General features: G+C 54.7%; 33 protein-coding genes. All 33 read left to right on the top strand.

Annotated features, from left to right (window positions below; all coding sequences use genetic code 11):
• The first annotated feature begins 194 nt into the window (after positions 1–194).
• Positions 195–566, top strand: coding sequence for a 30S ribosomal protein S12 (rpsL, locus tag ACSSVC_RS00480; protein WP_003186084.1), 372 nt, complete (start codon positions 195–197; stop codon positions 564–566).
• Between the two features lie 111 nt (positions 567–677).
• Positions 678–1,148, top strand: a complete 471-nt coding sequence (gene rpsG, locus ACSSVC_RS00475; RefSeq protein WP_007925959.1) for a 30S ribosomal protein S7 — start codon at positions 678–680, stop codon at positions 1,146–1,148.
• Between the two features lie 30 nt (positions 1,149–1,178).
• On the top strand, positions 1,179–3,326 hold the full coding sequence (gene fusA, locus ACSSVC_RS00470) for an elongation factor G (protein WP_025132366.1): 2,148 nt from the start codon (positions 1,179–1,181) through the stop codon (positions 3,324–3,326).
• Between the two features lie 34 nt (positions 3,327–3,360).
• Positions 3,361–4,554: an elongation factor Tu gene (gene tuf / locus ACSSVC_RS00465; RefSeq protein ID WP_060841339.1), complete on the top strand. Its 1,194-nt coding sequence runs from the start codon at positions 3,361–3,363 to the stop codon at positions 4,552–4,554.
• Positions 4,555–4,694: 140 nt separating this feature from the next.
• A complete protein-coding gene (gene rpsJ / locus ACSSVC_RS00460) occupies positions 4,695–5,006 on the top strand; it encodes a 30S ribosomal protein S10 (protein ID WP_003186070.1) in 312 nt (103 codons plus the stop codon).
• An 80-nt stretch (positions 5,007–5,086) separates the two neighbouring features.
• Positions 5,087–5,722: a 50S ribosomal protein L3 gene (gene rplC, locus ACSSVC_RS00455; RefSeq protein WP_007924205.1), complete on the top strand. Its 636-nt coding sequence runs from the start codon at positions 5,087–5,089 to the stop codon at positions 5,720–5,722.
• Positions 5,723–5,734: 12 nt separating this feature from the next.
• On the top strand, positions 5,735–6,337 hold the full coding sequence (gene rplD, locus ACSSVC_RS00450; RefSeq protein WP_007924200.1) for a 50S ribosomal protein L4: 603 nt from the start codon (positions 5,735–5,737) through the stop codon (positions 6,335–6,337).
• Positions 6,334–6,633, top strand: coding sequence for a 50S ribosomal protein L23 (rplW, locus tag ACSSVC_RS00445; protein ID WP_002555488.1), 300 nt, complete (start codon positions 6,334–6,336; stop codon positions 6,631–6,633). Before rplD ends, rplW begins: the two co-directional genes overlap by 4 nt.
• Positions 6,634–6,647: 14 nt before the next feature.
• Positions 6,648–7,472: a 50S ribosomal protein L2 gene (gene rplB, locus ACSSVC_RS00440; protein WP_011063775.1), complete on the top strand. Its 825-nt coding sequence runs from the start codon at positions 6,648–6,650 to the stop codon at positions 7,470–7,472.
• A gap of 16 nt (positions 7,473–7,488) precedes the next feature.
• Complete coding sequence (rpsS, locus tag ACSSVC_RS00435; protein ID WP_002555486.1) at positions 7,489–7,764, top strand: 30S ribosomal protein S19; 276 nt, start codon at positions 7,489–7,491, stop codon at positions 7,762–7,764.
• Positions 7,765–7,777: 13 nt separating this feature from the next.
• Positions 7,778–8,110: a 50S ribosomal protein L22 gene (gene rplV / locus ACSSVC_RS00430; protein ID WP_003103908.1), complete on the top strand. Its 333-nt coding sequence runs from the start codon at positions 7,778–7,780 to the stop codon at positions 8,108–8,110.
• Positions 8,111–8,123: 13 nt separating this feature from the next.
• The gene (gene rpsC / locus ACSSVC_RS00425; RefSeq protein WP_007924192.1) at positions 8,124–8,810 is read left to right on the top strand and encodes a 30S ribosomal protein S3; all 687 of its coding nucleotides are present in this window, start codon (positions 8,124–8,126) and stop codon (positions 8,808–8,810) included.
• Between the two features lie 12 nt (positions 8,811–8,822).
• Positions 8,823–9,236 (top strand): 50S ribosomal protein L16, encoded by a 414-nt coding sequence (gene rplP / locus ACSSVC_RS00420; protein WP_003228729.1) that lies wholly within the window; start codon positions 8,823–8,825, stop codon positions 9,234–9,236.
• Positions 9,236–9,427 carry a 50S ribosomal protein L29 gene (rpmC, locus tag ACSSVC_RS00415; protein WP_002555481.1) on the top strand — a complete coding sequence of 64 codons (192 nt, stop codon included), beginning with the start codon at positions 9,236–9,238 and terminating at the stop codon, positions 9,425–9,427. Before rplP ends, rpmC begins: the two co-directional genes overlap by 1 nt.
• 2 nt (positions 9,428–9,429) lie before the next feature.
• Positions 9,430–9,696 carry a 30S ribosomal protein S17 gene (gene rpsQ, locus ACSSVC_RS00410; RefSeq protein ID WP_003194644.1) on the top strand — a complete coding sequence of 89 codons (267 nt, stop codon included), beginning with the start codon at positions 9,430–9,432 and terminating at the stop codon, positions 9,694–9,696.
• Between the two features lie 23 nt (positions 9,697–9,719).
• Positions 9,720–10,088: a 50S ribosomal protein L14 gene (gene rplN / locus ACSSVC_RS00405; RefSeq protein WP_002555479.1), complete on the top strand. Its 369-nt coding sequence runs from the start codon at positions 9,720–9,722 to the stop codon at positions 10,086–10,088.
• 11 nt (positions 10,089–10,099) lie between these two features.
• Entirely contained in the window at positions 10,100–10,414 is a 315-nt protein-coding gene (gene rplX / locus ACSSVC_RS00400) for a 50S ribosomal protein L24 (RefSeq protein ID WP_007896770.1), read from the top strand.
• A gap of 20 nt (positions 10,415–10,434) precedes the next feature.
• Complete coding sequence (gene rplE / locus ACSSVC_RS00395; protein ID WP_003210069.1) at positions 10,435–10,974, top strand: 50S ribosomal protein L5; 540 nt, start codon at positions 10,435–10,437, stop codon at positions 10,972–10,974.
• A gap of 13 nt (positions 10,975–10,987) precedes the next feature.
• On the top strand, positions 10,988–11,293 hold the full coding sequence (gene rpsN / locus ACSSVC_RS00390) for a 30S ribosomal protein S14 (protein WP_003228726.1): 306 nt from the start codon (positions 10,988–10,990) through the stop codon (positions 11,291–11,293).
• A 207-nt stretch (positions 11,294–11,500) separates the two neighbouring features.
• Positions 11,501–11,893: a 30S ribosomal protein S8 gene (rpsH, locus tag ACSSVC_RS00385; RefSeq protein WP_011063773.1), complete on the top strand. Its 393-nt coding sequence runs from the start codon at positions 11,501–11,503 to the stop codon at positions 11,891–11,893.
• A gap of 12 nt (positions 11,894–11,905) precedes the next feature.
• Positions 11,906–12,439 (top strand): 50S ribosomal protein L6, encoded by a 534-nt coding sequence (rplF, locus tag ACSSVC_RS00380; RefSeq protein WP_025129400.1) that lies wholly within the window; start codon positions 11,906–11,908, stop codon positions 12,437–12,439.
• Between the two features lie 10 nt (positions 12,440–12,449).
• Complete coding sequence (rplR, locus tag ACSSVC_RS00375; RefSeq protein WP_003186037.1) at positions 12,450–12,800, top strand: 50S ribosomal protein L18; 351 nt, start codon at positions 12,450–12,452, stop codon at positions 12,798–12,800.
• A gap of 3 nt (positions 12,801–12,803) precedes the next feature.
• A complete protein-coding gene (gene rpsE, locus ACSSVC_RS00370; protein WP_007924184.1) occupies positions 12,804–13,304 on the top strand; it encodes a 30S ribosomal protein S5 in 501 nt (166 codons plus the stop codon).
• A gap of 2 nt (positions 13,305–13,306) precedes the next feature.
• Positions 13,307–13,483, top strand: a complete 177-nt coding sequence (rpmD, locus tag ACSSVC_RS00365) for a 50S ribosomal protein L30 (RefSeq protein WP_003176408.1) — start codon at positions 13,307–13,309, stop codon at positions 13,481–13,483.
• Positions 13,484–13,486: 3 nt separating this feature from the next.
• Positions 13,487–13,921 carry a 50S ribosomal protein L15 gene (rplO, locus tag ACSSVC_RS00360; protein ID WP_043192539.1) on the top strand — a complete coding sequence of 145 codons (435 nt, stop codon included), beginning with the start codon at positions 13,487–13,489 and terminating at the stop codon, positions 13,919–13,921.
• Positions 13,922–15,250 (top strand): preprotein translocase subunit SecY, encoded by a 1,329-nt coding sequence (secY, locus tag ACSSVC_RS00355; RefSeq protein WP_007924182.1) that lies wholly within the window; start codon positions 13,922–13,924, stop codon positions 15,248–15,250. It begins immediately after the preceding gene.
• Between the two features lie 24 nt (positions 15,251–15,274).
• Positions 15,275–15,391, top strand: coding sequence for a 50S ribosomal protein L36 (gene rpmJ, locus ACSSVC_RS00350; protein ID WP_002555468.1), 117 nt, complete (start codon positions 15,275–15,277; stop codon positions 15,389–15,391).
• Positions 15,392–15,521: 130 nt separating this feature from the next.
• Complete coding sequence (gene rpsM, locus ACSSVC_RS00345) at positions 15,522–15,878, top strand: 30S ribosomal protein S13 (RefSeq protein ID WP_003186020.1); 357 nt, start codon at positions 15,522–15,524, stop codon at positions 15,876–15,878.
• Between the two features lie 30 nt (positions 15,879–15,908).
• Entirely contained in the window at positions 15,909–16,298 is a 390-nt protein-coding gene (gene rpsK / locus ACSSVC_RS00340) for a 30S ribosomal protein S11 (RefSeq protein ID WP_007924177.1), read from the top strand.
• A gap of 18 nt (positions 16,299–16,316) precedes the next feature.
• Entirely contained in the window at positions 16,317–16,937 is a 621-nt protein-coding gene (gene rpsD, locus ACSSVC_RS00335) for a 30S ribosomal protein S4 (RefSeq protein WP_011063772.1), read from the top strand.
• 22 nt (positions 16,938–16,959) lie between these two features.
• Positions 16,960–17,961, top strand: a complete 1,002-nt coding sequence (locus ACSSVC_RS00330; protein ID WP_007970428.1) for a DNA-directed RNA polymerase subunit alpha — start codon at positions 16,960–16,962, stop codon at positions 17,959–17,961.
• 42 nt (positions 17,962–18,003) lie between these two features.
• Complete coding sequence (gene rplQ, locus ACSSVC_RS00325; RefSeq protein WP_007924175.1) at positions 18,004–18,390, top strand: 50S ribosomal protein L17; 387 nt, start codon at positions 18,004–18,006, stop codon at positions 18,388–18,390.
• Positions 18,391–18,566: 176 nt separating this feature from the next.
• Positions 18,567–20,015 carry a catalase gene (locus ACSSVC_RS00320; protein WP_346635588.1) on the top strand — a complete coding sequence of 483 codons (1,449 nt, stop codon included), beginning with the start codon at positions 18,567–18,569 and terminating at the stop codon, positions 20,013–20,015.
• The last annotated feature ends 29 nt before the right edge of the window (positions 20,016–20,044 follow it).

The raw sequence follows: 20,044 nt of genomic DNA, 5'->3' as shown, positions 1-20,044 counted from the left end.
AGTAGATTGAGATGGGGCCCCGGTTTTTCCGACTGAGAATCGAGACACTTTTTGTCGAGGTTCGCTGATCGGAGAGGCCGGGGCCTTGCCTTGACTGGGGGCGAGATCCTCTTTAGACTCTTGTACCCCTAAATTTGGTGGAGCTCCTGCTCTGCCATTTTGTTTATGTCGAAAGACAACAGTGGAGCTAGTAGATGGCAACTATCAACCAGCTGGTACGTCAGCCGCGTAAGCGTATCGTCGAGAAATCCGACGTGCCTGCGCTGCAGAACTGCCCGCAACGTCGTGGCGTGTGCACTCGCGTGTATACCACTACGCCGAAAAAACCTAACTCGGCACTGCGTAAAGTATGCCGTGTGCGTCTGACCAACGGTTTCGAGGTTTCCTCGTACATCGGCGGTGAAGGCCACAACCTGCAAGAGCACAGCGTCGTACTGATTCGCGGCGGCCGTGTAAAAGACTTGCCAGGTGTTCGTTACCACACCGTTCGCGGCTCCCTGGATACCTCCGGCGTTAAAGGTCGTAACCAAGGTCGTTCGAAGTACGGTACCAAGCGTCCGAAGTAATCGGTCGTTTTGCAGTTTTTAATTATATTGAGTCGATAAGAGTAAGGTCGGGCACGCGTCCATTGGATCAGCTGTCCCGAGCTAACCTGAAGACCGTTTGAGGGCTTATCAATGCCAAGACGTCGCGTAGCAGCCAAACGTGAGATTCTGGACGATCCGAAATACGGAAGCCAGATCCTCGCCAAATTCATGAACCACGTAATGGAGAGCGGCAAGAAAGCCGTTGCCGAACGTATCGTTTATGGTGCGCTGGAAAAAGTTAAAGAGCGCAAGAACAGCGATCCCCTGGAAATCTTCGAGAAAGCTCTCGACGCCATCGCTCCGCTGGTCGAAGTGAAGTCGCGCCGTGTAGGCGGTGCTACTTACCAGGTTCCGGTCGAAGTTCGTCCGTCCCGTCGTAACGCTCTGGCAATGCGCTGGTTGGTAGACTTCGCTCGCAAGCGCGGCGAGAAGTCTATGGCTCTGCGTTTGGCTGGCGAACTGCTGGATGCTGCCGAAGGCAAAGGTGCTGCAGTTAAGAAGCGTGAAGACGTTCACCGTATGGCTGAAGCCAACAAGGCTTTCTCGCACTACCGCTTCTAATCTCAGCATCATTCATTTTGCGAGGGCTTTATGGCTCGTACTACAGCAATCAACCGCTACCGTAACATTGGTATCTGTGCCCACGTTGACGCGGGCAAGACTACCACTACCGAGCGGATCCTGTTTTACACAGGTCTCAGCCACAAGATGGGTGAGGTGCATGACGGCGCTGCTACCACCGACTGGATGGTGCAGGAGCAGGAGCGGGGTATCACCATTACCTCCGCTGCTGTAACTACCTTCTGGAAAGGTTCGCGCGGCCAATACGATAACTATCGTGTAAACGTTATCGATACCCCAGGCCACGTTGACTTCACCATTGAAGTAGAGCGTTCTCTGCGTGTACTCGACGGCGCGGTCGTTGTGTTCTGCGGTACTTCCGGTGTTGAGCCTCAGTCTGAAACCGTATGGCGTCAAGCCAACAAATACGGCGTTCCACGTGTTGTTTACGTGAACAAGATGGACCGTGCAGGCGCTAACTTCCTGCGCGTTGTTGGTCAGATCAAAAACCGCCTGGGTCACACCCCGGTTCCGGTTCAGCTGGCTATCGGCGCTGAAGATAACTTCGAAGGTCAGGTTGATCTGATCAAGATGAAGGCTATCTACTGGAACGACGACGACAAGGGTACTACCTATCGCGAGGAAGAAATTCCTGCCGATATGCTGGACCTGGCTAACGAGTGGCGCTCCAACATGGTTGAAGCTGCTGCTGAAGCCAACGAAGAGCTGATGAATAAGTACCTTGAAGAAGGTGACCTGACCGTCGAAGAAATCAAGGCCGGCCTGCGTGCGCGCACCCTGGCTAGCGAGATCGTTCCGGCTGTCTGCGGTTCTTCGTTCAAGAACAAGGGTGTTCCCCTGGTTCTCGATGCCGTTATCGACTTCCTGCCTGCTCCTACCGAGATCCCTGCGATCAAAGGTATCCACCCGGATCTCATCGAGAAGCCGAAGGAAGAGCTGGTAGAAGCGGATTACGACGAGCGTCATGCTGACGATTCGGAACCGTTCTCGGCTCTGGCATTCAAGATCGCTACTGACCCGTTCGTTGGTACTCTGACTTTCGTGCGCGTTTACTCGGGCTTCCTGAGCTCGGGCGACTCCGTGATCAACTCGGTCAAGGGCAAGAAAGAGCGCGTTGGTCGTATGGTGCAGATGCATGCCAACCAGCGTGAAGAGATCAAAGAAGTACGTGCAGGCGACATCGCTGCCCTGATCGGCATGAAGGACGTCACCACTGGTGACACTCTGTGCGATCTCGACAAGCAGATCATCCTTGAGCGTATGGACTTCCCTGAGCCTGTGATTTCGGTAGCGGTAGAGCCGAAAACCAAGCAGGACCAGGAAAAGATGGGTATTGCACTGGGCAAGCTGGCTCAGGAAGACCCGTCGTTCCGCGTCAAGACTGACGAAGAGACTGGTCAGACCATTATCTCCGGTATGGGTGAGCTGCACCTGGACATCCTCGTTGACCGCATGAAGCGCGAGTTCAACGTCGAAGCCAACATCGGCAAGCCGCAGGTTTCGTACCGCGAGAAGATCAGCAAGAGCAACGTCGAGATCGAAGGCAAATTCGTTCGTCAATCCGGCGGTCGCGGTCAGTTCGGTCACTGCTGGATCCGTTTCTCGGAGCCGGACGTTGATGCGAACGGCAACATCACCGAAGGTCTGGTCTTCACCAACGAAGTTGTTGGTGGTGTGGTTCCTAAGGAATACATCCCGGCTATCCAGAAGGGTATCGAAGAGCAGATGAAGAACGGCGTCGTTGCCGGTTATCCGCTGATCGGCCTGAAGGCTACCGTGTTCGATGGTTCCTACCACGACGTCGACTCCAACGAGATGGCGTTCAAGGTGGCGGCCTCCATGGCGACCAAGCAGCTGGCCCAGAAGGGCGGCGGTGTTGTGCTCGAGCCGATCATGAAGGTTGAAGTTGTAACCCCAGAGGACTACATGGGTGACGTGATGGGTGACCTGAACCGTCGTCGTGGTCTGATTCAGGGTATGGATGACTCGGTGTCCGGCAAGGTTATCCGTGCCGAAGTGCCACTGGGTGAAATGTTCGGTTATGCAACTGACGTTCGTTCCATGTCTCAGGGTCGCGCGAGCTACTCCATGGAATTCTCCAAATACGCCGAAGCTCCGTCGAACATCGTCGAAGCTCTCGTTAAAAAACAAGGCTGATTCAGTCTCCCCTTTAGGCTAGGAGTTAATTGTCGTGGCTAAAGAAAAATTTGAACGTAACAAACCGCACGTCAACGTTGGCACCATCGGTCACGTTGACCACGGTAAAACCACTCTGACCGCTGCTCTGACTCGCGTTTGCTCCGAAGTTTTCGGTTCGGCTCGTGTTGACTTCGACAAGATCGACAGCGCCCCAGAAGAAAAAGCTCGTGGTATCACCATCAACACTGCGCACGTAGAGTACGATTCGCACATTCGTCACTACGCGCACGTTGACTGCCCGGGTCACGCCGACTACGTCAAGAACATGATCACTGGTGCTGCTCAGATGGACGGCGCGATCCTGGTTTGCTCGGCTGCCGATGGTCCGATGCCACAAACTCGTGAGCACATCCTGCTGTCCCGTCAGGTAGGCGTTCCGTACATCGTTGTCTTCCTGAACAAGGCTGACATGGTTGACGACGCTGAGCTGCTGGAACTGGTTGAAATGGAAGTGCGCGATCTGCTGAGCACTTACGATTTCCCAGGCGACGACACTCCGATCATCATCGGTTCTGCTCTGATGGCTCTGAACGGCCAAGACGACAACGAAATGGGTACCACCGCTGTTAAGCGTCTGGTAGAAACTCTGGACACCTACATCCCAGAGCCAGAGCGTGCAATCGACAAGCCGTTCCTGATGCCAATCGAAGACGTATTCTCGATCTCCGGTCGTGGCACCGTGGTAACTGGCCGTGTTGAGCGTGGTATCGTTCGCATCCAGGAAGAAGTTGAGATCGTTGGTCTGCGCGACACTCAGAAGACCACTTGCACCGGCGTTGAAATGTTCCGCAAACTGCTCGACGAAGGTCGTGCTGGCGAGAACTGCGGCGTTCTGCTGCGTGGTACCAAGCGTGACGACGTTGAGCGTGGTCAGGTTCTGGTTAAGCCAGGCACTGTTAAGCCGCACACCAAGTTCACTGCTGAAGTTTACGTTCTGAGCAAAGAAGAAGGCGGCCGTCATACTCCGTTCTTCAAAGGCTACCGTCCACAGTTCTACTTCCGTACTACTGACGTGACTGGTAACTGCGAGCTGCCAGAAGGCGTTGAAATGGTAATGCCAGGTGACAACATCCAGATGACTGTCACTCTGATCAAAACCATCGCGATGGAAGATGGTCTGCGTTTCGCTATCCGTGAAGGCGGTCGTACCGTCGGCGCTGGCGTCGTAGCCAAAGTTATCGAGTAATCGACGACTCATGAAGAAGCCCCCGCTTGCGGGGGCTTTTTTATTGGGTTGACACTCTGTGGGGCCGTCTATAGAATTGCGCCTCCTTTTAACGGGCGTATTGCGCCCGGTGGGAATAGCAGCCTGGAGTCTGAAATCCAATGCAAAATCAGCAAATCCGTATCAGGTTGAAGGCTTTCGACCATCGCCTGATCGACCAATCCACCCAGGAAATCGTGGAAACCGCGAAACGTACTGGTGCTCAAGTGCGTGGTCCAATTCCACTGCCTACCCGTAAAGAGCGGTTCACCGTTCTGGTCTCCCCGCACGTCAACAAAGACGCGCGTGACCAGTACGAGATCCGTACTCATAAGCGCGTACTGGACATCGTCCAGCCAACGGATAAAACCGTTGATGCTCTTATGAAGCTTGATCTTGCGGCAGGTGTGGAAGTGCAGATCAGCCTCGGCTAAGACTCGGTCTTAGTCGTGTAACGCTCTGAAATGGGCGGCCATAGCGGGTGAAAGCCCCGTACACTCATGAGGTTTACAACATGACTATTGGTGTAGTCGGTCGTAAATGCGGTATGACCCGTATTTTCACCGAAGAAGGTGTCTCCATTCCGGTCACGGTCATTGAGATCGAACCGAATCGCGTCACCCAGTTCAAAACTGAAGAAACCGATGGCTATCGTGCAGTGCAAGTCACTGTAGGTGAGCGTCGTGCTTCGCGCGTGACTGCTGCTCAGGCAGGTCACTTCGCTAAAGCGAACGTTGCTGCCGGTCGTGGCGTTTGGGAATTCCGTCTTGAAGAAGGCGAGTACCAAGCTGGCGATCTGATCAATGCAGAAATCTTCGCAGCTGGCCAACTGGTAGATGTTACCGGTCAGTCGAAAGGTAAAGGCTTCGCCGGTACCATCAAGCGTTGGAATTTCCGCGGTCAAGATAACACCCACGGTAACTCCGTTTCCCACCGCGTCCCGGGCTCTATTGGCCAGTGCCAGACTCCTGGTCGTGTATTCAAGGGCAAAAAAATGTCCGGTCATATGGGCGCTGAGCGCGTGACCGTGCAGTCCCTGGAAGTAGTGCGCGTCGACGCTGAACGCAATCTGTTGTTGGTCAAGGGTGCTGTTCCTGGCGCTACTGGCGGCAACCTGGTTGTACGTCCGGCGGCCAAGGCTCGCGGTTAAGGGGAAGCTGACATGCAATTAAATGTAAATGACGCTCAAGCGATCGAAGTTTCCGAACTGACATTTGGCGGCGAATTCAACGAGACGCTGGTTCACCAAGCAGTCGTGGCCTACATGGCTGGCGGCCGTCAAGGTAGCAAGCAGCAAAAGACCCGTTCCGACGTTTCTGGTGGCGGCAAGCGCCCATGGCGTCAGAAAGGTACTGGCCGCGCTCGTGCTGGTACCATCCGTAGCCCAATCTGGCGTGGCGGCGGTACCACTTTTGCAGCTCGTCCTCAGGATCACTCCCAGAAGCTGAACAAGAAGATGTATCGCGCAGCAATGCGTTCCATCCTTGCTGAGCTGGTGCGTACTGATCGTCTGGTCGTGGTTCAGGATTTCGCTGTTGAAACTCCGAAGACCAAAGATCTGCTGGGCAAACTGAACAACATGAGCCTGACCGACGTTCTGATCGTGTCGGACGCTGTTGATCAGAACCTGTACCTGGCTGCTCGTAACCTGCCACACGTTGATGTTCGTGACGTGCAAGGTTCCGATCCAGTTAGTCTGATCGCATACGACAAAGTGTTGATCACTGTGTCGGCCGTGAAGAAATTCGAGGAGCTGCTGGGATGAACCAGGAACGCGTATTTAAAGTTCTGCTTGGCCCGCACGTTTCCGAGAAGGCTACGGTTCTGGCAGACAAGAAAGGCCAGTTCGTTTTCAAGGTTGCTACTGATGCAACCAAGCTGGAAATCAAGAAGGCCGTCGAAAGCCTGTTCAGCGTGAAAGTGGAACGTGTTACTACCCTGAATGTTCTGGGTAAGAGCAAACGTACCGCTCGCGGTCTGGGCAAGCGTAATGACTGGAAGAAGGCAGTTATCTCCCTTCAGCCAGGCCAAGATCTCGATTTCAGCAGCAGTGCTGAGTAAGGAAGGGGTGCATCATGGCAATCGTTAAATGCAAACCGACTTCCCCTGGCCGCCGTTTTGTGGTCAAGGTGGTCAACCAGGAGCTGCATAAAGGCGCTCCTCACGCACCGCTGCTCGAGAAGAAGTCGAAGTCTGGTGGTCGTAACAACAATGGCCGCATCACTACTCGTCACGTTGGTGGTGGTCATAAGCAGCATTACCGTCTGGTCGACTTCCGTCGCAACGATAAAGATGGCATCGCTGCCACTGTCGAGCGTATCGAATACGATCCAAACCGTACTGCTCACATCGCTCTGCTGCTGTACGCAGATGGCGAGCGTCGCTACATCATCGCCCCTAAAGGCGTGAGCGCTGGCGACCAGCTGATCGCAGGTGCTCTGGCACCGATCAAGCCGGGCAACGCTCTGCAACTGCGCAACATTCCAGTTGGTAGCACCGTACACGGCATCGAACTGAAGCCAGGTAAAGGCGCGCAAATCGCTCGTTCGGCTGGTGCTTCGGCTCAGCTGGTCGCTCGTGAAGGTGTCTACGTGACCCTGCGTCTGCGTTCTGGTGAGATGCGTAAAGTGCTGGCTGAGTGCCGTGCGACCCTGGGCGAAGTCTCGAACTCCGAGCACAGCCTGCGTTCGCTGGGTAAAGCTGGTGCCAAACGCTGGCGTGGCGTTCGCCCAACCGTTCGTGGTGTTGCCATGAACCCGGTTGACCACCCACATGGTGGTGGTGAAGGTCGTACCTCTGGTGGTCGTCATCCGGTATCGCCATGGGGCTTCCCGACTAAGGGCGCGAAGACTCGTGGTAATAAGCGTACCGACAAAATGATCGTCCGTCGTCGCAAGTAAATAGAGGGATACGACAGTGCCACGTTCTCTGAAAAAAGGTCCTTTTATTGATCTTCACCTACTGAAGAAGATCGAAGTGGCGGCGGAAAAGAACGATCGCAAACCAGTTAAGACCTGGTCGCGCCGTTCCATGATCCTGCCACAAATGGTCGGTCTGACCATTGCTGTGCATAACGGTCGTCAACATGTTCCAGTTCTCGTGAACGAAGACATGGTCGGCCACAAACTGGGCGAGTTTGCCGGTACCCGCACTTATCGTGGGCACGTGGCAGACAAGAAAGCCAAGCGTTAAGGGGTAAGGAACGATGGAAGTAGCCGCTAAGTTGTCGGGCGCTCGAATCTCCGCCCAGAAAGCCCGCTTGGTCGCCGACCAGATCCGCGGGAAGAAGGTGGGCGAAGCGCTCAACCTGTTGGCTTTCAGCAGTAAGAAAGCCGCCGAGATCATGAAGAAAGTGCTGGAGTCGGCCGTAGCCAACGCCGAGCATAACGAAGGCGCAGACGTTGATGACCTGAAGGTCTCCACCGTTTTCGTCAACGAAGGGCGTTCGCTGAAGCGCATCATGCCACGTGCCAAGGGCCGTGCTGATCGCATCGTCAAGCGGTCTTGCCATATCACTGTCAAGGTTGCTGACAAGTAACGGAGTCGAAGAGATGGGTCAGAAAGTACATCCCATTGGCATTCGCCTGGGAATCGTCAAGGAGCACACCTCCGTCTGGTACGCAGACGGTCGGACTTATGCGGACTATTTGCTCGCAGATCTGAATGTGCGTGAGTATCTCCAAGACAAACTAAAAAGCGCGTCCGTAAGCCGTATCGATATCCATCGTCCGGCTCAAACTGCACGCATCACCATCCACACCGCTCGTCCCGGCATCGTGATCGGCAAGAAAGGTGAAGATGTTGAGAAGCTGCGTCAGGACCTGACCAAGCAAATGGGTGTGCCTGTGCACATCAATATCGAAGAGATCCGCAAGCCGGAGCTCGACGGTATGCTGGTTGCGCAGAGCGTAGCTCAGCAGCTGGAGCGTCGCGTAATGTTCCGTCGTGCTATGAAGCGCGCTGTACAGAACGCCATGCGCATTGGTGCCAAAGGCATCAAAATCCAAGTGAGCGGTCGTCTCGGCGGTGCTGAAATCGCACGTACTGAATGGTATCGCGAAGGTCGTGTGCCACTGCACACCCTGCGTGCCGATATCGACTATGCCACCTACGAAGCTCACACCACTTACGGTGTGATCGGTGTGAAGGTTTGGATCTTCAAAGGCGAAGTAATTGGTGGTCGCCAAGAAGAGCTGAAGCCGCAAGCACCTGCGCCTCGTAAAAAAGCTGCTAAGTAAGGGGTACGCCAAATGTTGCAACCAAAGCGTACGAAGTTCCGCAAGCAAATGACCGGCCACAACCGTGGTCTGGCATTGCGCGGTAGCAAAGTCAGCTTCGGCGAGTTCGCGCTGAAGTCTGTTGCTCGTGGTCGTCTCACCGCTCGTCAGATCGAGTCAGCGCGTCGTGCTCTGACCCGTCACGTAAAACGTGGTGGCAAGATCTGGATCCGTGTATTCCCGGACAAGCCTATTTCCAAGAAGCCACTCGAAGTTCGGATGGGTAAAGGTAAGGGTAACGTCGAATACTGGGTTGCCCAGATTCAGCCAGGCAAAGTCCTGTATGAAATCGAGGGTGTTTCTGAAGAGCTGGCGCGTGAGGCTTTCGCCCTGGCTGCTGCAAAGCTGCCGCTCGCCACCTCCTTTGTTAAACGGACGGTGATGTGATGAAAGCGAATGAACTTCGTGAAAAATCCGCACAGCAGCTGAACGAGCAACTGCTCGGCCTGCTGCGCGACCAGTTCAATCTGCGTATGCAGAAAGCAACTGGCCAGTTGGGGCAGTCTCATCTGCTCTCGCAAGTTAAGCGTGACATCGCTCGCGTGAAGACTGTGCTCAACCAGCAGGCAGGTAAGTAATCATGGCTGAAGCCGAAAAAACTGTCCGTACGCTGACTGGCCGTGTTGTCAGCGACAAGATGGACAAGACCATCACCGTTCTGATTGAGCGTCGCGTTAAGCACCCTATCTACGGTAAATACGTTAAGCGTTCGACTAAGCTGCACGCGCACGACGAAACCAATCAGTGCCACATCGGCGACAAAGTCACTATTCGTGAAACTCGTCCGATGGCCAAGACCAAGTCTTGGGCTCTGGTTGATGTTCTCGAACGCGCTGTGGAAGTCTAAGGGCTAGGGGTCGGAGAAATTATATGATTCAGACTCAATCCATGCTCGATGTGGCCGATAACAGCGGCGCTCGCCGCGTTATGTGCATCAAGGTGCTGGGTGGCTCCCATCGTCGTTACGCTGGTATCGGTGACATCATCAAAGTTACCGTCAAGGAAGCAATTCCTCGCGGTAAGGTGAAAAAAGGCCAAGTGATGACTGCTGTTGTAGTCCGCACTCGCCATGGTGTTCGTCGTGCAGACGGCTCCATCATCCGCTTTGATGGCAACGCTGCTGTTCTGTTGAACAACAAGCAAGAGCCGATCGGCACCCGTATCTTTGGGCCAGTGACCCGTGAACTTCGTACTGAGAAGTTCATGAAGATCGTCTCGCTCGCCCCAGAAGTGCTGTAAGGAGATCCGACATGCAAAAGATTCGTCGTGACGACGAGATCATCGTGATCGCCGGCAAAGACAAAGGTAAGCGCGGTAAGGTGCTTAAGGTTCTGGCTGATGACCGTCTGGTTGTCGGTGGCCTGAACCTGGTCAAGCGTCATACCAAGCCTAACCCGATGTCGGGCGTACAGGGCGGTATCGTCGAGAAAGAAGCGCCACTGCACGCTTCCAACGTCGCCATTTTCAACGGCGAAACCAACAAGGCTGACCGCGTTGGTTTCAAAGTAGAAGACGGCAAAAAAATTCGTGTCTTCAAGTCGACCCAAAAAGCGGTTGATGCTTGAACACTGCTAGGTAGAAGACCATGGCACGACTAAAAGAGATTTACCGGAAGGAAATCGCTCCGAAACTTAAGGAAGAACTTAAGCTTTCGAACGTGATGGAAGTTCCGCGCGTTACCAAAATCACCCTGAACATGGGTCTGGGCGAAGCTATCGGCGACAAGAAAGTCATCGAGCATGCTGTTGCTGACCTGGAAAAGATCACCGGCCAGAAAGTCGTTGTGACCTACGCTCGTAAATCCATTGCTGGCTTCAAAGTCCGCGAAGGATGGCCGATCGGCGTCAAAGTGACCCTGCGCCGTGAGCGTATGTACGAGTTCCTGGATCGTCTGCTGTCGATCTCCCTGCCTCGGGTTCGCGACTTCCGCGGCCTGAATGCCAAGTCCTTCGATGGTCGTGGTAACTACAGCATGGGCGTGAAAGAGCAGATCATTTTCCCGGAAATCGATTACGACAAGATCGATGCTCTCCGCGGTCTGGACATTACCCTGACCACCACTGCCAAGAACGATGATGAAGGCCGCGCTCTGCTGCGTGCTTTCAAATTCCCGTTCCGCAACTGATTGGAGTAGGAAAATGGCCAAGAAGAGCATGAAGAACCGTGAGCTGAAGCGTCAGCTCACCGTTGCCAAGTACGCCACCAAGCGTGCAGCGCTGAAAGCTATCATCGTGGATCTGAACGCAAGTCCAGAAGCTCGTTGGGAAGCTACCGTAGCTCTGCAGAAGCAGCCACGTGACGCAAGCGCCTCGCGCATGCGTAACCGCTGCCGCCTGACTGGTCGTCCGCACGGCGTTTACCGCAAGTTCGGCCTTGGCCGTAACAAGCTGCGTGAAGCTGCAATGCGTGGTGACGTACCAGGTCTGGTTAAGGCCAGCTGGTAATAGCTATCAAAGTCGCGGTGTTCGGGCTCACAAGATCCCGATCACCGGTGGCCTTGAACGTGAATCAAGCCCCTTTTGGGGCTTGATTCATTTCTGGGGTGTGTCTAGAATGACCGGCTCGCCTGAGCCCGTGTTTTTTGCCCGGAATTTCTCGGCGACAGTTGTAGCCGCAAGGCTAATTCTTTTTGTATCAGGAGCATCTAGCCCATGAGTATGCAGGACCCGTTAGCGGACATGCTAACTCGAATCCGTAATGCCCAGATGGCTGAAAAGTCCGTCGTAAGCATGCCGTCTTCCACGCTGAAGGTGGCTGTAGCAAAAGTCCTGAAGGACGAAGGTTACATCGCGGGTTATCAGATCAGCAGCGAAATCAAACCTCTGCTGTCCATCGAGCTGAAGTACTTCGAAGGCCGTCCGGTCATCGAAGAAGTGAAGCGCGTTAGCCGTCCAGGCCTGCGTCAGTACAAGTCCGTTGAAGAACTGCCGAAAGTACGTGGCGGTCTTGGCGTGTCTATCGTCTCCACCAACAAAGGTGTGATGACTGATCGTGCTGCGCGCGCTGCCGGTGTCGGCGGCGAAGTTCTTTGCACTGTGTTCTAAGGGGGGATAAGCATGTCTCGCGTCGCTAAGAACCCCGTTAAGCTGCCAGCTGGTGTCGAAGTTAAATTCGCCGGCCAACAGCTTTCGGTGAAGGGTGCCAAGGGCACTCTCGAACTGAACGTACACTCGTCCGTTGAAATTGTTGAGGAAGCTGGTGAGCTGCGTTTTGCTGCTCGCAATGGCGACCAACAAACTCGCGCAATGGCCGGTACCACTCGTGCTCTGGTAAACAACATGGTCCAAGGCGTAAGCCAAGGCTTCGAGCGCAAGCTCCAGCTGGTCGGTGTTGGTTACAAGGCACAAGCAAAAGGCACAGTGCTGAACCTGGCCCTCGGCTTCTCGCATCCAGTGGATTACGAACTGCCGGAAGGCATCACCGCTGAGACTCCTAGCCAGACCGATATCCTGATCAAGGGCATCGATAAGCAGCTGGTAGGTCAAGTGGCCGCTGAGATCCGCGACTTCCGTCCACCAGAGCCTTACAAAGGTAAAGGTGTGCGCTACGCGGACGAAGTCGTCCGTCGTAAAGAAGCCAAGAAGAAGTAGGGCATAGCAAATGACCGACAAAAAAGTTACTCGACTGCGTCGCGCTCGCAAAGCACGCCTGAAAATGCACGAACTCGAAGTCGTGCGTCTCTGCGTGTTCCGCTCTTCGCAGCACATCTACGCCCAGGTCATTTCGGCCGACGGCAACAAAGTCCTGGCAAGTGCTTCGACTTTGGATAAAGAACTGCGTGATGGCGCCACTGGCAACATCGACGCGGCCACTAAGGTTGGCCAGCTGGTCGCTACGCGTGCAAAAGCCGCTGGCGTCTCGCAGGTGGCTTTCGACCGCTCTGGCTTCAAGTACCACGGCCGCGTCAAGGCGCTGGCTGATGCTGCTCGTGAAGCTGGGCTGGAGTTCTAAGTTATGTCAAATAACGACCAAAAGCGCGACGAAGGCTACATTGAGAAGCTGGTTCAAGTTAACCGCGTAGCCAAAACCGTAAAAGGCGGCCGTATCTTCACCTTCACCGCGTTGACCGTGGTTGGTGATGGTAAAGGCCGTGTTGGCTTCGGCCGTGGCAAGTCGCGTGAAGTGCCTGCTGCGATCCAGAAGGCAATGGAAGCTGCTCGCCGCAACATGATCCAAGTTGATCTGAACGGTACCACTCTGCAGTACGCTATGAAGTCCGCTCACGGCGCTTCCAAGGTGTACATGCAGCCTGCTTCTGAAGGTACCGGTATCATCGCTGGCGGCGCTATGCGTGCCGTTCTCGAAGTTGCTGGCGTTCAGAACGTTCTGGCCAAGTGCTACGGCTCGACTAACCCGGTAAACGTGGTTCACGCCACTTTCAAAGGTTTGAAAGCTATGCAGTCCCCTGAATCCATTGCCGCCAAGCGTGGCAAAAGCGTCCAGGAGATCATCTGATCATGGCTACCGTTAAAGTAACGCTGATCAAAAGCATGACCGGCCGTATCCCTAACCACAAACTGTGCGTTAAGGGTCTGGGTCTGCGTCGCATCGGTCACACTGTAGAAGTCCAAGATACTCCCGAGAACCGCGGGATGATCAACAAGGCTTACTACATGCTGCGTGTCGAGGGTTAATCGATGAAACTCAATGATCTGAGTCCAGCGCCGGGTTCCCGTCGCGAAAAGCATCGTCCGGGCCGTGGTATCGGTAGTGGTTTGGGTAAGACTGGTGGCCGTGGTCACAAAGGTCAGACTTCCCGCTCCGGTGGCACCATTGCTCCAGGCTTTGAAGGCGGTCAACAGCCGCTGCATCGTCGCCTGCCGAAGTTCGGTTTCGTTTCCCTGAAGGCTATGGATCGCGCAGAAGTGCGTCTGTCCGAACTGGCCAAAGTGGAAGGCGACATCGTCTCCGTGCAGTCCCTGAAAGATGCCAACGTGATTAACCAAAACGTTCAGCGTGTGAAAATCATGCTGTCCGGCGAAGTTACTCGCGCTGTGACTATCAAGGGCATCGCAGCCACCAAAGGTGCGCGTGCGGCTATCGAAGCAGCTGGCGGCAAGTTCGAGGAATAAATGGCTAAGCAAGGTGCTCTCTCTGCGCTCGGCAAAGGCGGTATGTCTGAACTCTGGGCTCGTCTGCGTTTTCTGTTCCTGGCGATTATCGTCTACCGAATAGGCGCACACATCCCGGTTCCAGGTATCAACCCGGACCGACTCGCAGACCTGTTTCGACAGAATGAGGGGACCATTCTTAGCTTGTTCAACATGTTTTCCGGCGGCGCGCTGGAGCGGATGAGCATCTTTGCACTGGGGATCATGCCGTACATCTCGGCTTCGATCATCATGCAGTTGATGACAGCCGTCAGTCCGCAGCTGGAGCAGTTGAAGAAGGAAGGTGAAGCTGGCCGTCGCAAGATCAGCCAGTACACCCGCTACGGCACTGTCGTCCTAGCTCTGGTTCAGGCCATCGGTATGTCCGTTGGTCTGGCGGGGCAGGGCGTTGCGTTCACTGGTGACTTTGGCTTCCATTTCGTCGCAGTATCCACGTTTGTGGCTGGTGCGATGTTCATGATGTGGCTGGGTGAGCAGATTACTGAGCGTGGTGTTGGCAACGGTATCTCGATGTTGATTTTCGCAGGTATCGTCGCCGGTCTTCCGAGAGCGATCGGGCAGTCTTTCGAGTCTGCGCGTCAGGGTGATATCAATATTTTCGCCTTGGTTGCGATCGGTTTGCTGGCAGTAGCGATTATCGGTTTTGTGGTGTTCATTGAGCGTGGTCAGCGTCGTATTGCTGTTCACTACGCCAAGCGTCAGCAGGGCCGTAAGGTGTTTGCTGCGCAGACCAGCCACTTGCCGCTGAAAGTGAATATGGCCGGTGTAATTCCTGCTATCTTCGCGAGCAGCATTTTGCTGTTTCCGGCTTCGTTGGGTGCCTGGTTCGGTCAGTCTGAAGGTATGGGCTGGTTGCAGGACATCTCGCAGTCGATCGCTCCTGGTCAGCCGTTGAATATTCTGCTGTTTAGTGCAGGGATTATTTTCTTCTGCTTCTTCTATACGGCGTTGATGTTCAATCCGAAAGACGTAGCGGAAAACCTGAAGAAGTCCGGTGCCTTTATTCCGGGCATCCGTCCAGGTGAGCAGTCGGCGCGCTACATTGATGGCGTTCTGACCCGCTTGACCATGTTCGGTGCTCTATATATGACGGCCGTGTGTCTGTTGCCCCAGTTCCTGGTGGTTGCTGCAAACGTTCCGTTCTACCTTGGCGGGACCTCGTTGCTGATCGTGGTCGTGGTTGTTATGGACTTTATGTCGCAAGTACAATCGCACCTCGTTTCCCACCAGTACGAATCCCTGATGAAGAAAGCCAACCTGAAGGGTTACGGCAGCGGCATGCTGCGTTAATCCATAAGGTTCGAGGAGTTGGTGATGAAAGTTCGTGCATCGGTGAAAAAGCTGTGCCGTAACTGCAAGATTATTCGCCGCGAAGGTGTTGTTCGAGTAATTTGCAGCGCGGAACCGCGTCACAAACAGCGCCAAGGCTGAGTGTGATTGTGCTTCAAGCCCGGCAGCTAGTGCGCTGCCGGGTTGATTATTTGTTATTACAGCGATATTATCTCGCGCCCTATTTCTTGGCTTCCGGGGCGTAGGTAGCTGTCAATTGGAGTCCCACTGAATGGCCCGTATTGCAGGCGTTAACATTCCAGATAACAAGCATACTGTTATCTCGCTGACCTACATCTATGGTGTTGGTCGCACTACTGCGCAGAAAATCTGTGCAGTGACTGGGGTCAACCCAGCTGCGAAGATCAAGGATCTGAGCGACGAGCAAATTGAACAGCTGCGTGGCGAAGTGGCGAAGTTCACCACTGAAGGTGACCTGCGTCGCGAAATCAACATGAAAATCAAACGCTTGATGGATCTGGGCTGCTACCGCGGTCTGCGCCATCGTCGTGGTCTTCCAGTGCGCGGTCAGCGTACCAAGACCAACGCGCGTACTCGCAAAGGTCCGCGTAAGCCGATCCGCAAGTAATCGCACCAGCGAATCGACAGGAATTTAGTCATGGCAAAACCTGCTGCTCGTCCTCGTAAAAAGATTAAAAAGACAGTGGTTGATGGCATCGCCCACATCCACGCGTCTTTCAACAACACCATCGTGACCATTACCGACCGTCAAGGTAACGCTCTTTCCTGGGCAACCTCCGGTGGTTCGGGTTTCCGCGGTTCTCGCAAGTCCACCCCGTTCGCTGCTCAAGTAGCTGCTGAGCGTGCTGGTCAAGCTGCGCTGGAATATGGCCTGAAGAACCTCGACGTTAACGTCAAGGGCCCAGGTCCAGGTCGTGAATCCGCAGTCCGCGCTTTGAACGGCTGTGGCTACAAGATCGCCAGCATCACCGACGTGACGCCAATCCCGCACAACGGGTGCCGTCCGCCGAAGAAGCGCCGCGTGTAATCCAGGAGATTGTAAAGAATGGCTCGTTACATTGGTCCAAAATGCAAACTGGCTCGTCGCGAAGGCACCGATCTCTTCCTGAAGAGCGGCGTGCGCGCTATCGAATCCAAGTGCAACATCGAAGCAGCTCCTGGCATCCACGGCCAGCGTCGTGGTCGTCAATCCGACTACGGTACTCAGCTGCGTGAAAAGCAAAAAGTTCGTCGTATCTACGGCGTACTCGAGCGTCAATTCAGCGGCTACTACAAACAAGCAGCTGGCAAGAAGGGCGCAACCGGCGAAAACCTGTTGCAACTGCTCGAATGCCGTCTGGACAACGTTGTATACCGCATGGGCTTCGGTTCTACTCGTGCCGAATCCCGTCAGCTGGTATCGCACAAGTCGATCAGCGTAAACGGTCAGACCGTTAACGTTCCGTCCTACCAGGTTCGTGCTGGTGACGTGGTTGCTGTTCGCGAGAAAGCAAAAAATCAACTTCGCATTGTCCAAGCTCTCGATCTGTGTGCTCAACGTGGCCGCGTAGAATGGGTAGAAGTAGACACTGAGAAGAAGTCGGGCGTTTTCAAGAACGTTCCAGCTCGCAGTGATCTGTCCGCCGACATCAACGAAAGCCTGATTGTCGAGCTCTACTCCAAGTAAGGGCTAGAAAATAGGTGCATCCATGCAGATTTCGGTAAATGAGTTCCTGACACCCCGCCACATTGATGTGCAGGTTGTCAGTCCAACCCGCGCCAAGATCACCCTCGAGCCTCTCGAGCGTGGTTTTGGCCACACCCTGGGCAACGCGCTGCGCCGCATCCTGTTGTCCTCAATGCCCGGCTGTGCAGTAGTCGAGGCCGAGATTGACGGTGTGCTCCACGAGTACAGCGCCATCGAAGGTGTACAGGAAGACGTAATTGAAATCCTGTTGAACCTTAAAGGTCTGGCTATCAAGCTGCACGGCCGTGACGAAGTTACGCTGACCTTGTCGAAGAAGGGTTCGGGGGTGGTTACCGCTGCCGATATTCAGCTGGATCATGATGTCGAGATCGTTAACCCCGATCACGTAATCGCTAACCTGGCGTCTAACGGCGCCCTGAACATGAAGCTCGTAGTAGCTCGTGGTCGTGGTTATGAACCGGCCGACTCGCGTCAGAGCGATGAAGACGAAAGCCGCAGCATTGGTCGCTTGCAGCTTGACTCTTCGTTCAGCCCGGTTCGCCGTATCGCATACGTGGTGGAAAACGCCCGTGTCGAGCAGCGTACTAACCTGGACAAGCTGGTTATTGATCTGGAAACCAACGGTACTCTGGATCCTGAAGAGGCTATCCGTCGTGCTGCAACCATTCTGCAACAGCAGTTGGCTGCGTTCGTCGACCTCAAAGGTGACAGTGAGCCAGTGGTAGTCGAGCAGGAAGACGAGATCGATCCGATCCTGCTTCGCCCGGTTGACGATCTGGAACTGACTGTACGTTCGGCTAACTGCCTTAAGGCGGAAAACATTTACTACATCGGCGACCTGATTCAGCGTACCGAAGTAGAACTGTTGAAGACTCCGAACCTGGGCAAGAAATCCTTGACTGAAATCAAGGACGTTCTGGCCTCCCGCGGTCTGTCCCTCGGCATGCGCCTCGACAACTGGCCGCCTGCAAGTCTTAAGAAGGACGACAAGGCGACTGCCTGATCGTCGTAATCACCGAACGTTGTGTTTGGTAAGGAATGAACCATGCGTCATCGTAAAAGTGGGCGTCACCTGAGCCGCACCAGCTCGCACCGCAAGGCCATGTTCCAGAACATGGCGGTGTCGCTGTTCGAGCACGAGCTGATCAAAACTACACTGCCGAAAGCTAAAGAACTGCGCCGCGTTGCCGAGCCGCTGATCACTTTGGCCAAGACAGACAGCCTGGCTAACCGCCGTCTGGCTTTCGACCGTACTCGTTCGAAAGCTATCGTTGGTAAGCTCTTCAACGACCTGGGCAAGCGTTACGCTACCCGTGAGGGTGGCTACCTGCGCATCCTCAAGTGCGGTTTCCGCGCTGGCGACAACGCTCCTATGGCGTACGTTGAACTGGTTGATCGTGCTGTCGGCGGTGAAGCTGTATCCGCTGAGTAAGACGTCAGTCTGAAACAAAGAACCGGGCCTAGTGCCCGGTTTTTTGTGTCTGCATGTATTAGATATTTCTATCGTTAGCTAATGTGTAATGCATTGGATGTTGTAACACTGGTGGTCAATACTCTTTGTCAGCCGATTAGCCGGCAGTTTCACAGACTGACAGAGGAAGATTGAGCATGAGCCAAACTAAAACTCTTACTACCGCAAGTGGCGCTCCTGTCGCTGATAACCAGAACTCTCGTTCTGCCGGCCCTCGTGGCCCGTTGCTTCTCGATGACTTTCACCTGATCGAAAAGCTCGCTCATTTCAACCGCGAGAATATTCCTGAGCGCCGCGTGCACGCCAAGGGATCGGGCGCCTATGGCACCTTCACCGTCTCTCGCGACATTACGCAATACACCAGTGCCAAGCTGTTTGAGTCGGTAGGCAAGCAAACACCAACCTTCCTGCGTTTCTCTACGGTAGGTGGCGAGCGTGGTTCGGCAGACACCGAGCGCGATCCGCGTGGTTTTGCCCTCAAGTTCTACACCGAAGAAGGCAACTGGGACATCGTGGGTAATAACACCCCGGTTTTCTTCATCCGCGATCCACTGAAGTTCCCTGACTTTATCCACACTCAGAAGCGTCTGCCGCAAAGCAATCTGAAGAGTGCACAGATGATGTGGGATTTCTGGTCGCACTCGCCTGAGGCGCTGCACCAGGTCACTATTCTGTTCTCTGACCGAGGCATTCCTGATGGCTACCGTCACATGCACGGCTTCGGCAGCCACACCTACAGCCTGATCAACGCCAAAGGCGAGCGTCACTGGGTCAAGTGGCACTACAAGACCAAGCAGGGGATCAAGAACCTGGCGCCAGCAGAGGCTGCTCGTCTGGCGGGCACCGACCCGGATTACGCTCAGCGCGATCTGTTCACTGCGATTGAGCGAGGGGATTTCCCGAAATGGAGTGTGTGCATCCAGATCATGAGCGAGGCTCAAGCCGCAGCGCACTACGAGAATCCATTTGATGTGACCAAGACCTGGTCGCAGAAAGAGTTCCCGCTGATTGAAGTTGGCGAGTTGGAATTGAACCGTAATCCGCTGAATTACTTCGCCGAGGTCGAACAGGCCGCTTTCGGACCCAGCAACATGGTGCCAGGGGTCGGGCTTTCTCCAGACCGTATGCTGCAGGGCCGGGTGTTTGCTTACGCTGATGCTCACCGCTATCGCGTCGGTACCAATCACCAGCAACTGCCAGTGAATGCGCCTTTGAGCCCGGTGAACAGCTATCAGCGCGACGGCTCCATGGCTTTTGGTCCTAACGGCGGTGCTGCACCGAACTACGAGCCCAATAGCTACAGCGACGCGCCAAAGCAGGCACCACGCTACGCGGAACCACCATTGGCGCTCAAGGGAGCGGCAGATCGCTACGATCACCGCGAGGACACGGACTATTACAGCCACGCCGGTGCCCTGTTCCGCCTGATGAGCAATGAGCAGAAGGCGTTGCTGATCAACAACATCGCCGGTGCCATGGCTGGAGTGTCAGAGGATGTGGTCGATCGTCAGTTGCAGCACTTCTTCAAAGCCGATCCGGCTTATGGCGAAGGCATTGCCAAGGCTTTGGGCGTATCGCTCAAGTAAGTCTAAATAAGAAGCAGAACCGCCCTCAT

It is taken from the genome of Pseudomonas sp. E1BtOHC1 (assembly GCF_058744285.1).
Note: the sequence above shows the minus strand (reverse complement) of the source record. Positions and strands in the feature narration are given on the sequence as shown.

What these genes read in the sequence shown, in the direction of transcription:
- rpsD (WP_011063772.1), top strand. Translation starts at nt 16,317, where the DNA reads ATGGCTCGTTACATTGGTCCAAAATGCAAACTGGCTCGTCGCGAAGGC.
- rpsE (WP_007924184.1), top strand. Translation starts at nt 12,804, where the DNA reads ATGTCAAATAACGACCAAAAGCGCGACGAAGGCTACATTGAGAAGCTG.
- rpsM (WP_003186020.1), top strand. Translation starts at nt 15,522, where the DNA reads ATGGCCCGTATTGCAGGCGTTAACATTCCAGATAACAAGCATACTGTT.
- rpsK (WP_007924177.1), top strand. Translation starts at nt 15,909, where the DNA reads ATGGCAAAACCTGCTGCTCGTCCTCGTAAAAAGATTAAAAAGACAGTG.
- rplR (WP_003186037.1), top strand. Translation starts at nt 12,450, where the DNA reads ATGACCGACAAAAAAGTTACTCGACTGCGTCGCGCTCGCAAAGCACGC.
- rplQ (WP_007924175.1), top strand. Translation starts at nt 18,004, where the DNA reads ATGCGTCATCGTAAAAGTGGGCGTCACCTGAGCCGCACCAGCTCGCAC.
- fusA (WP_025132366.1), top strand. Translation starts at nt 1,179, where the DNA reads ATGGCTCGTACTACAGCAATCAACCGCTACCGTAACATTGGTATCTGT.
- rplX (WP_007896770.1), top strand. Translation starts at nt 10,100, where the DNA reads ATGCAAAAGATTCGTCGTGACGACGAGATCATCGTGATCGCCGGCAAA.
- ACSSVC_RS00330 (WP_007970428.1), top strand. Translation starts at nt 16,960, where the DNA reads ATGCAGATTTCGGTAAATGAGTTCCTGACACCCCGCCACATTGATGTG.
- rpsL (WP_003186084.1), top strand. Translation starts at nt 195, where the DNA reads ATGGCAACTATCAACCAGCTGGTACGTCAGCCGCGTAAGCGTATCGTC.
- rplO (WP_043192539.1), top strand. Translation starts at nt 13,487, where the DNA reads ATGAAACTCAATGATCTGAGTCCAGCGCCGGGTTCCCGTCGCGAAAAG.
- rpsJ (WP_003186070.1), top strand. Translation starts at nt 4,695, where the DNA reads ATGCAAAATCAGCAAATCCGTATCAGGTTGAAGGCTTTCGACCATCGC.
- rpsG (WP_007925959.1), top strand. Translation starts at nt 678, where the DNA reads ATGCCAAGACGTCGCGTAGCAGCCAAACGTGAGATTCTGGACGATCCG.
- secY (WP_007924182.1), top strand. Translation starts at nt 13,922, where the DNA reads ATGGCTAAGCAAGGTGCTCTCTCTGCGCTCGGCAAAGGCGGTATGTCT.
- ACSSVC_RS00320 (WP_346635588.1), top strand. Translation starts at nt 18,567, where the DNA reads ATGAGCCAAACTAAAACTCTTACTACCGCAAGTGGCGCTCCTGTCGCT.
- rplN (WP_002555479.1), top strand. Translation starts at nt 9,720, where the DNA reads ATGATTCAGACTCAATCCATGCTCGATGTGGCCGATAACAGCGGCGCT.
- rpsN (WP_003228726.1), top strand. Translation starts at nt 10,988, where the DNA reads ATGGCCAAGAAGAGCATGAAGAACCGTGAGCTGAAGCGTCAGCTCACC.
- rplD (WP_007924200.1), top strand. Translation starts at nt 5,735, where the DNA reads ATGCAATTAAATGTAAATGACGCTCAAGCGATCGAAGTTTCCGAACTG.
- rplC (WP_007924205.1), top strand. Translation starts at nt 5,087, where the DNA reads ATGACTATTGGTGTAGTCGGTCGTAAATGCGGTATGACCCGTATTTTC.
- rplP (WP_003228729.1), top strand. Translation starts at nt 8,823, where the DNA reads ATGTTGCAACCAAAGCGTACGAAGTTCCGCAAGCAAATGACCGGCCAC.
- rpsH (WP_011063773.1), top strand. Translation starts at nt 11,501, where the DNA reads ATGAGTATGCAGGACCCGTTAGCGGACATGCTAACTCGAATCCGTAAT.
- rpmD (WP_003176408.1), top strand. Translation starts at nt 13,307, where the DNA reads ATGGCTACCGTTAAAGTAACGCTGATCAAAAGCATGACCGGCCGTATC.
- rplB (WP_011063775.1), top strand. Translation starts at nt 6,648, where the DNA reads ATGGCAATCGTTAAATGCAAACCGACTTCCCCTGGCCGCCGTTTTGTG.
- rplV (WP_003103908.1), top strand. Translation starts at nt 7,778, where the DNA reads ATGGAAGTAGCCGCTAAGTTGTCGGGCGCTCGAATCTCCGCCCAGAAA.
- rpmJ (WP_002555468.1), top strand. Translation starts at nt 15,275, where the DNA reads ATGAAAGTTCGTGCATCGGTGAAAAAGCTGTGCCGTAACTGCAAGATT.
- rplW (WP_002555488.1), top strand. Translation starts at nt 6,334, where the DNA reads ATGAACCAGGAACGCGTATTTAAAGTTCTGCTTGGCCCGCACGTTTCC.
- rplF (WP_025129400.1), top strand. Translation starts at nt 11,906, where the DNA reads ATGTCTCGCGTCGCTAAGAACCCCGTTAAGCTGCCAGCTGGTGTCGAA.
- rpmC (WP_002555481.1), top strand. Translation starts at nt 9,236, where the DNA reads ATGAAAGCGAATGAACTTCGTGAAAAATCCGCACAGCAGCTGAACGAG.
- rplE (WP_003210069.1), top strand. Translation starts at nt 10,435, where the DNA reads ATGGCACGACTAAAAGAGATTTACCGGAAGGAAATCGCTCCGAAACTT.
- rpsC (WP_007924192.1), top strand. Translation starts at nt 8,124, where the DNA reads ATGGGTCAGAAAGTACATCCCATTGGCATTCGCCTGGGAATCGTCAAG.
- rpsQ (WP_003194644.1), top strand. Translation starts at nt 9,430, where the DNA reads ATGGCTGAAGCCGAAAAAACTGTCCGTACGCTGACTGGCCGTGTTGTC.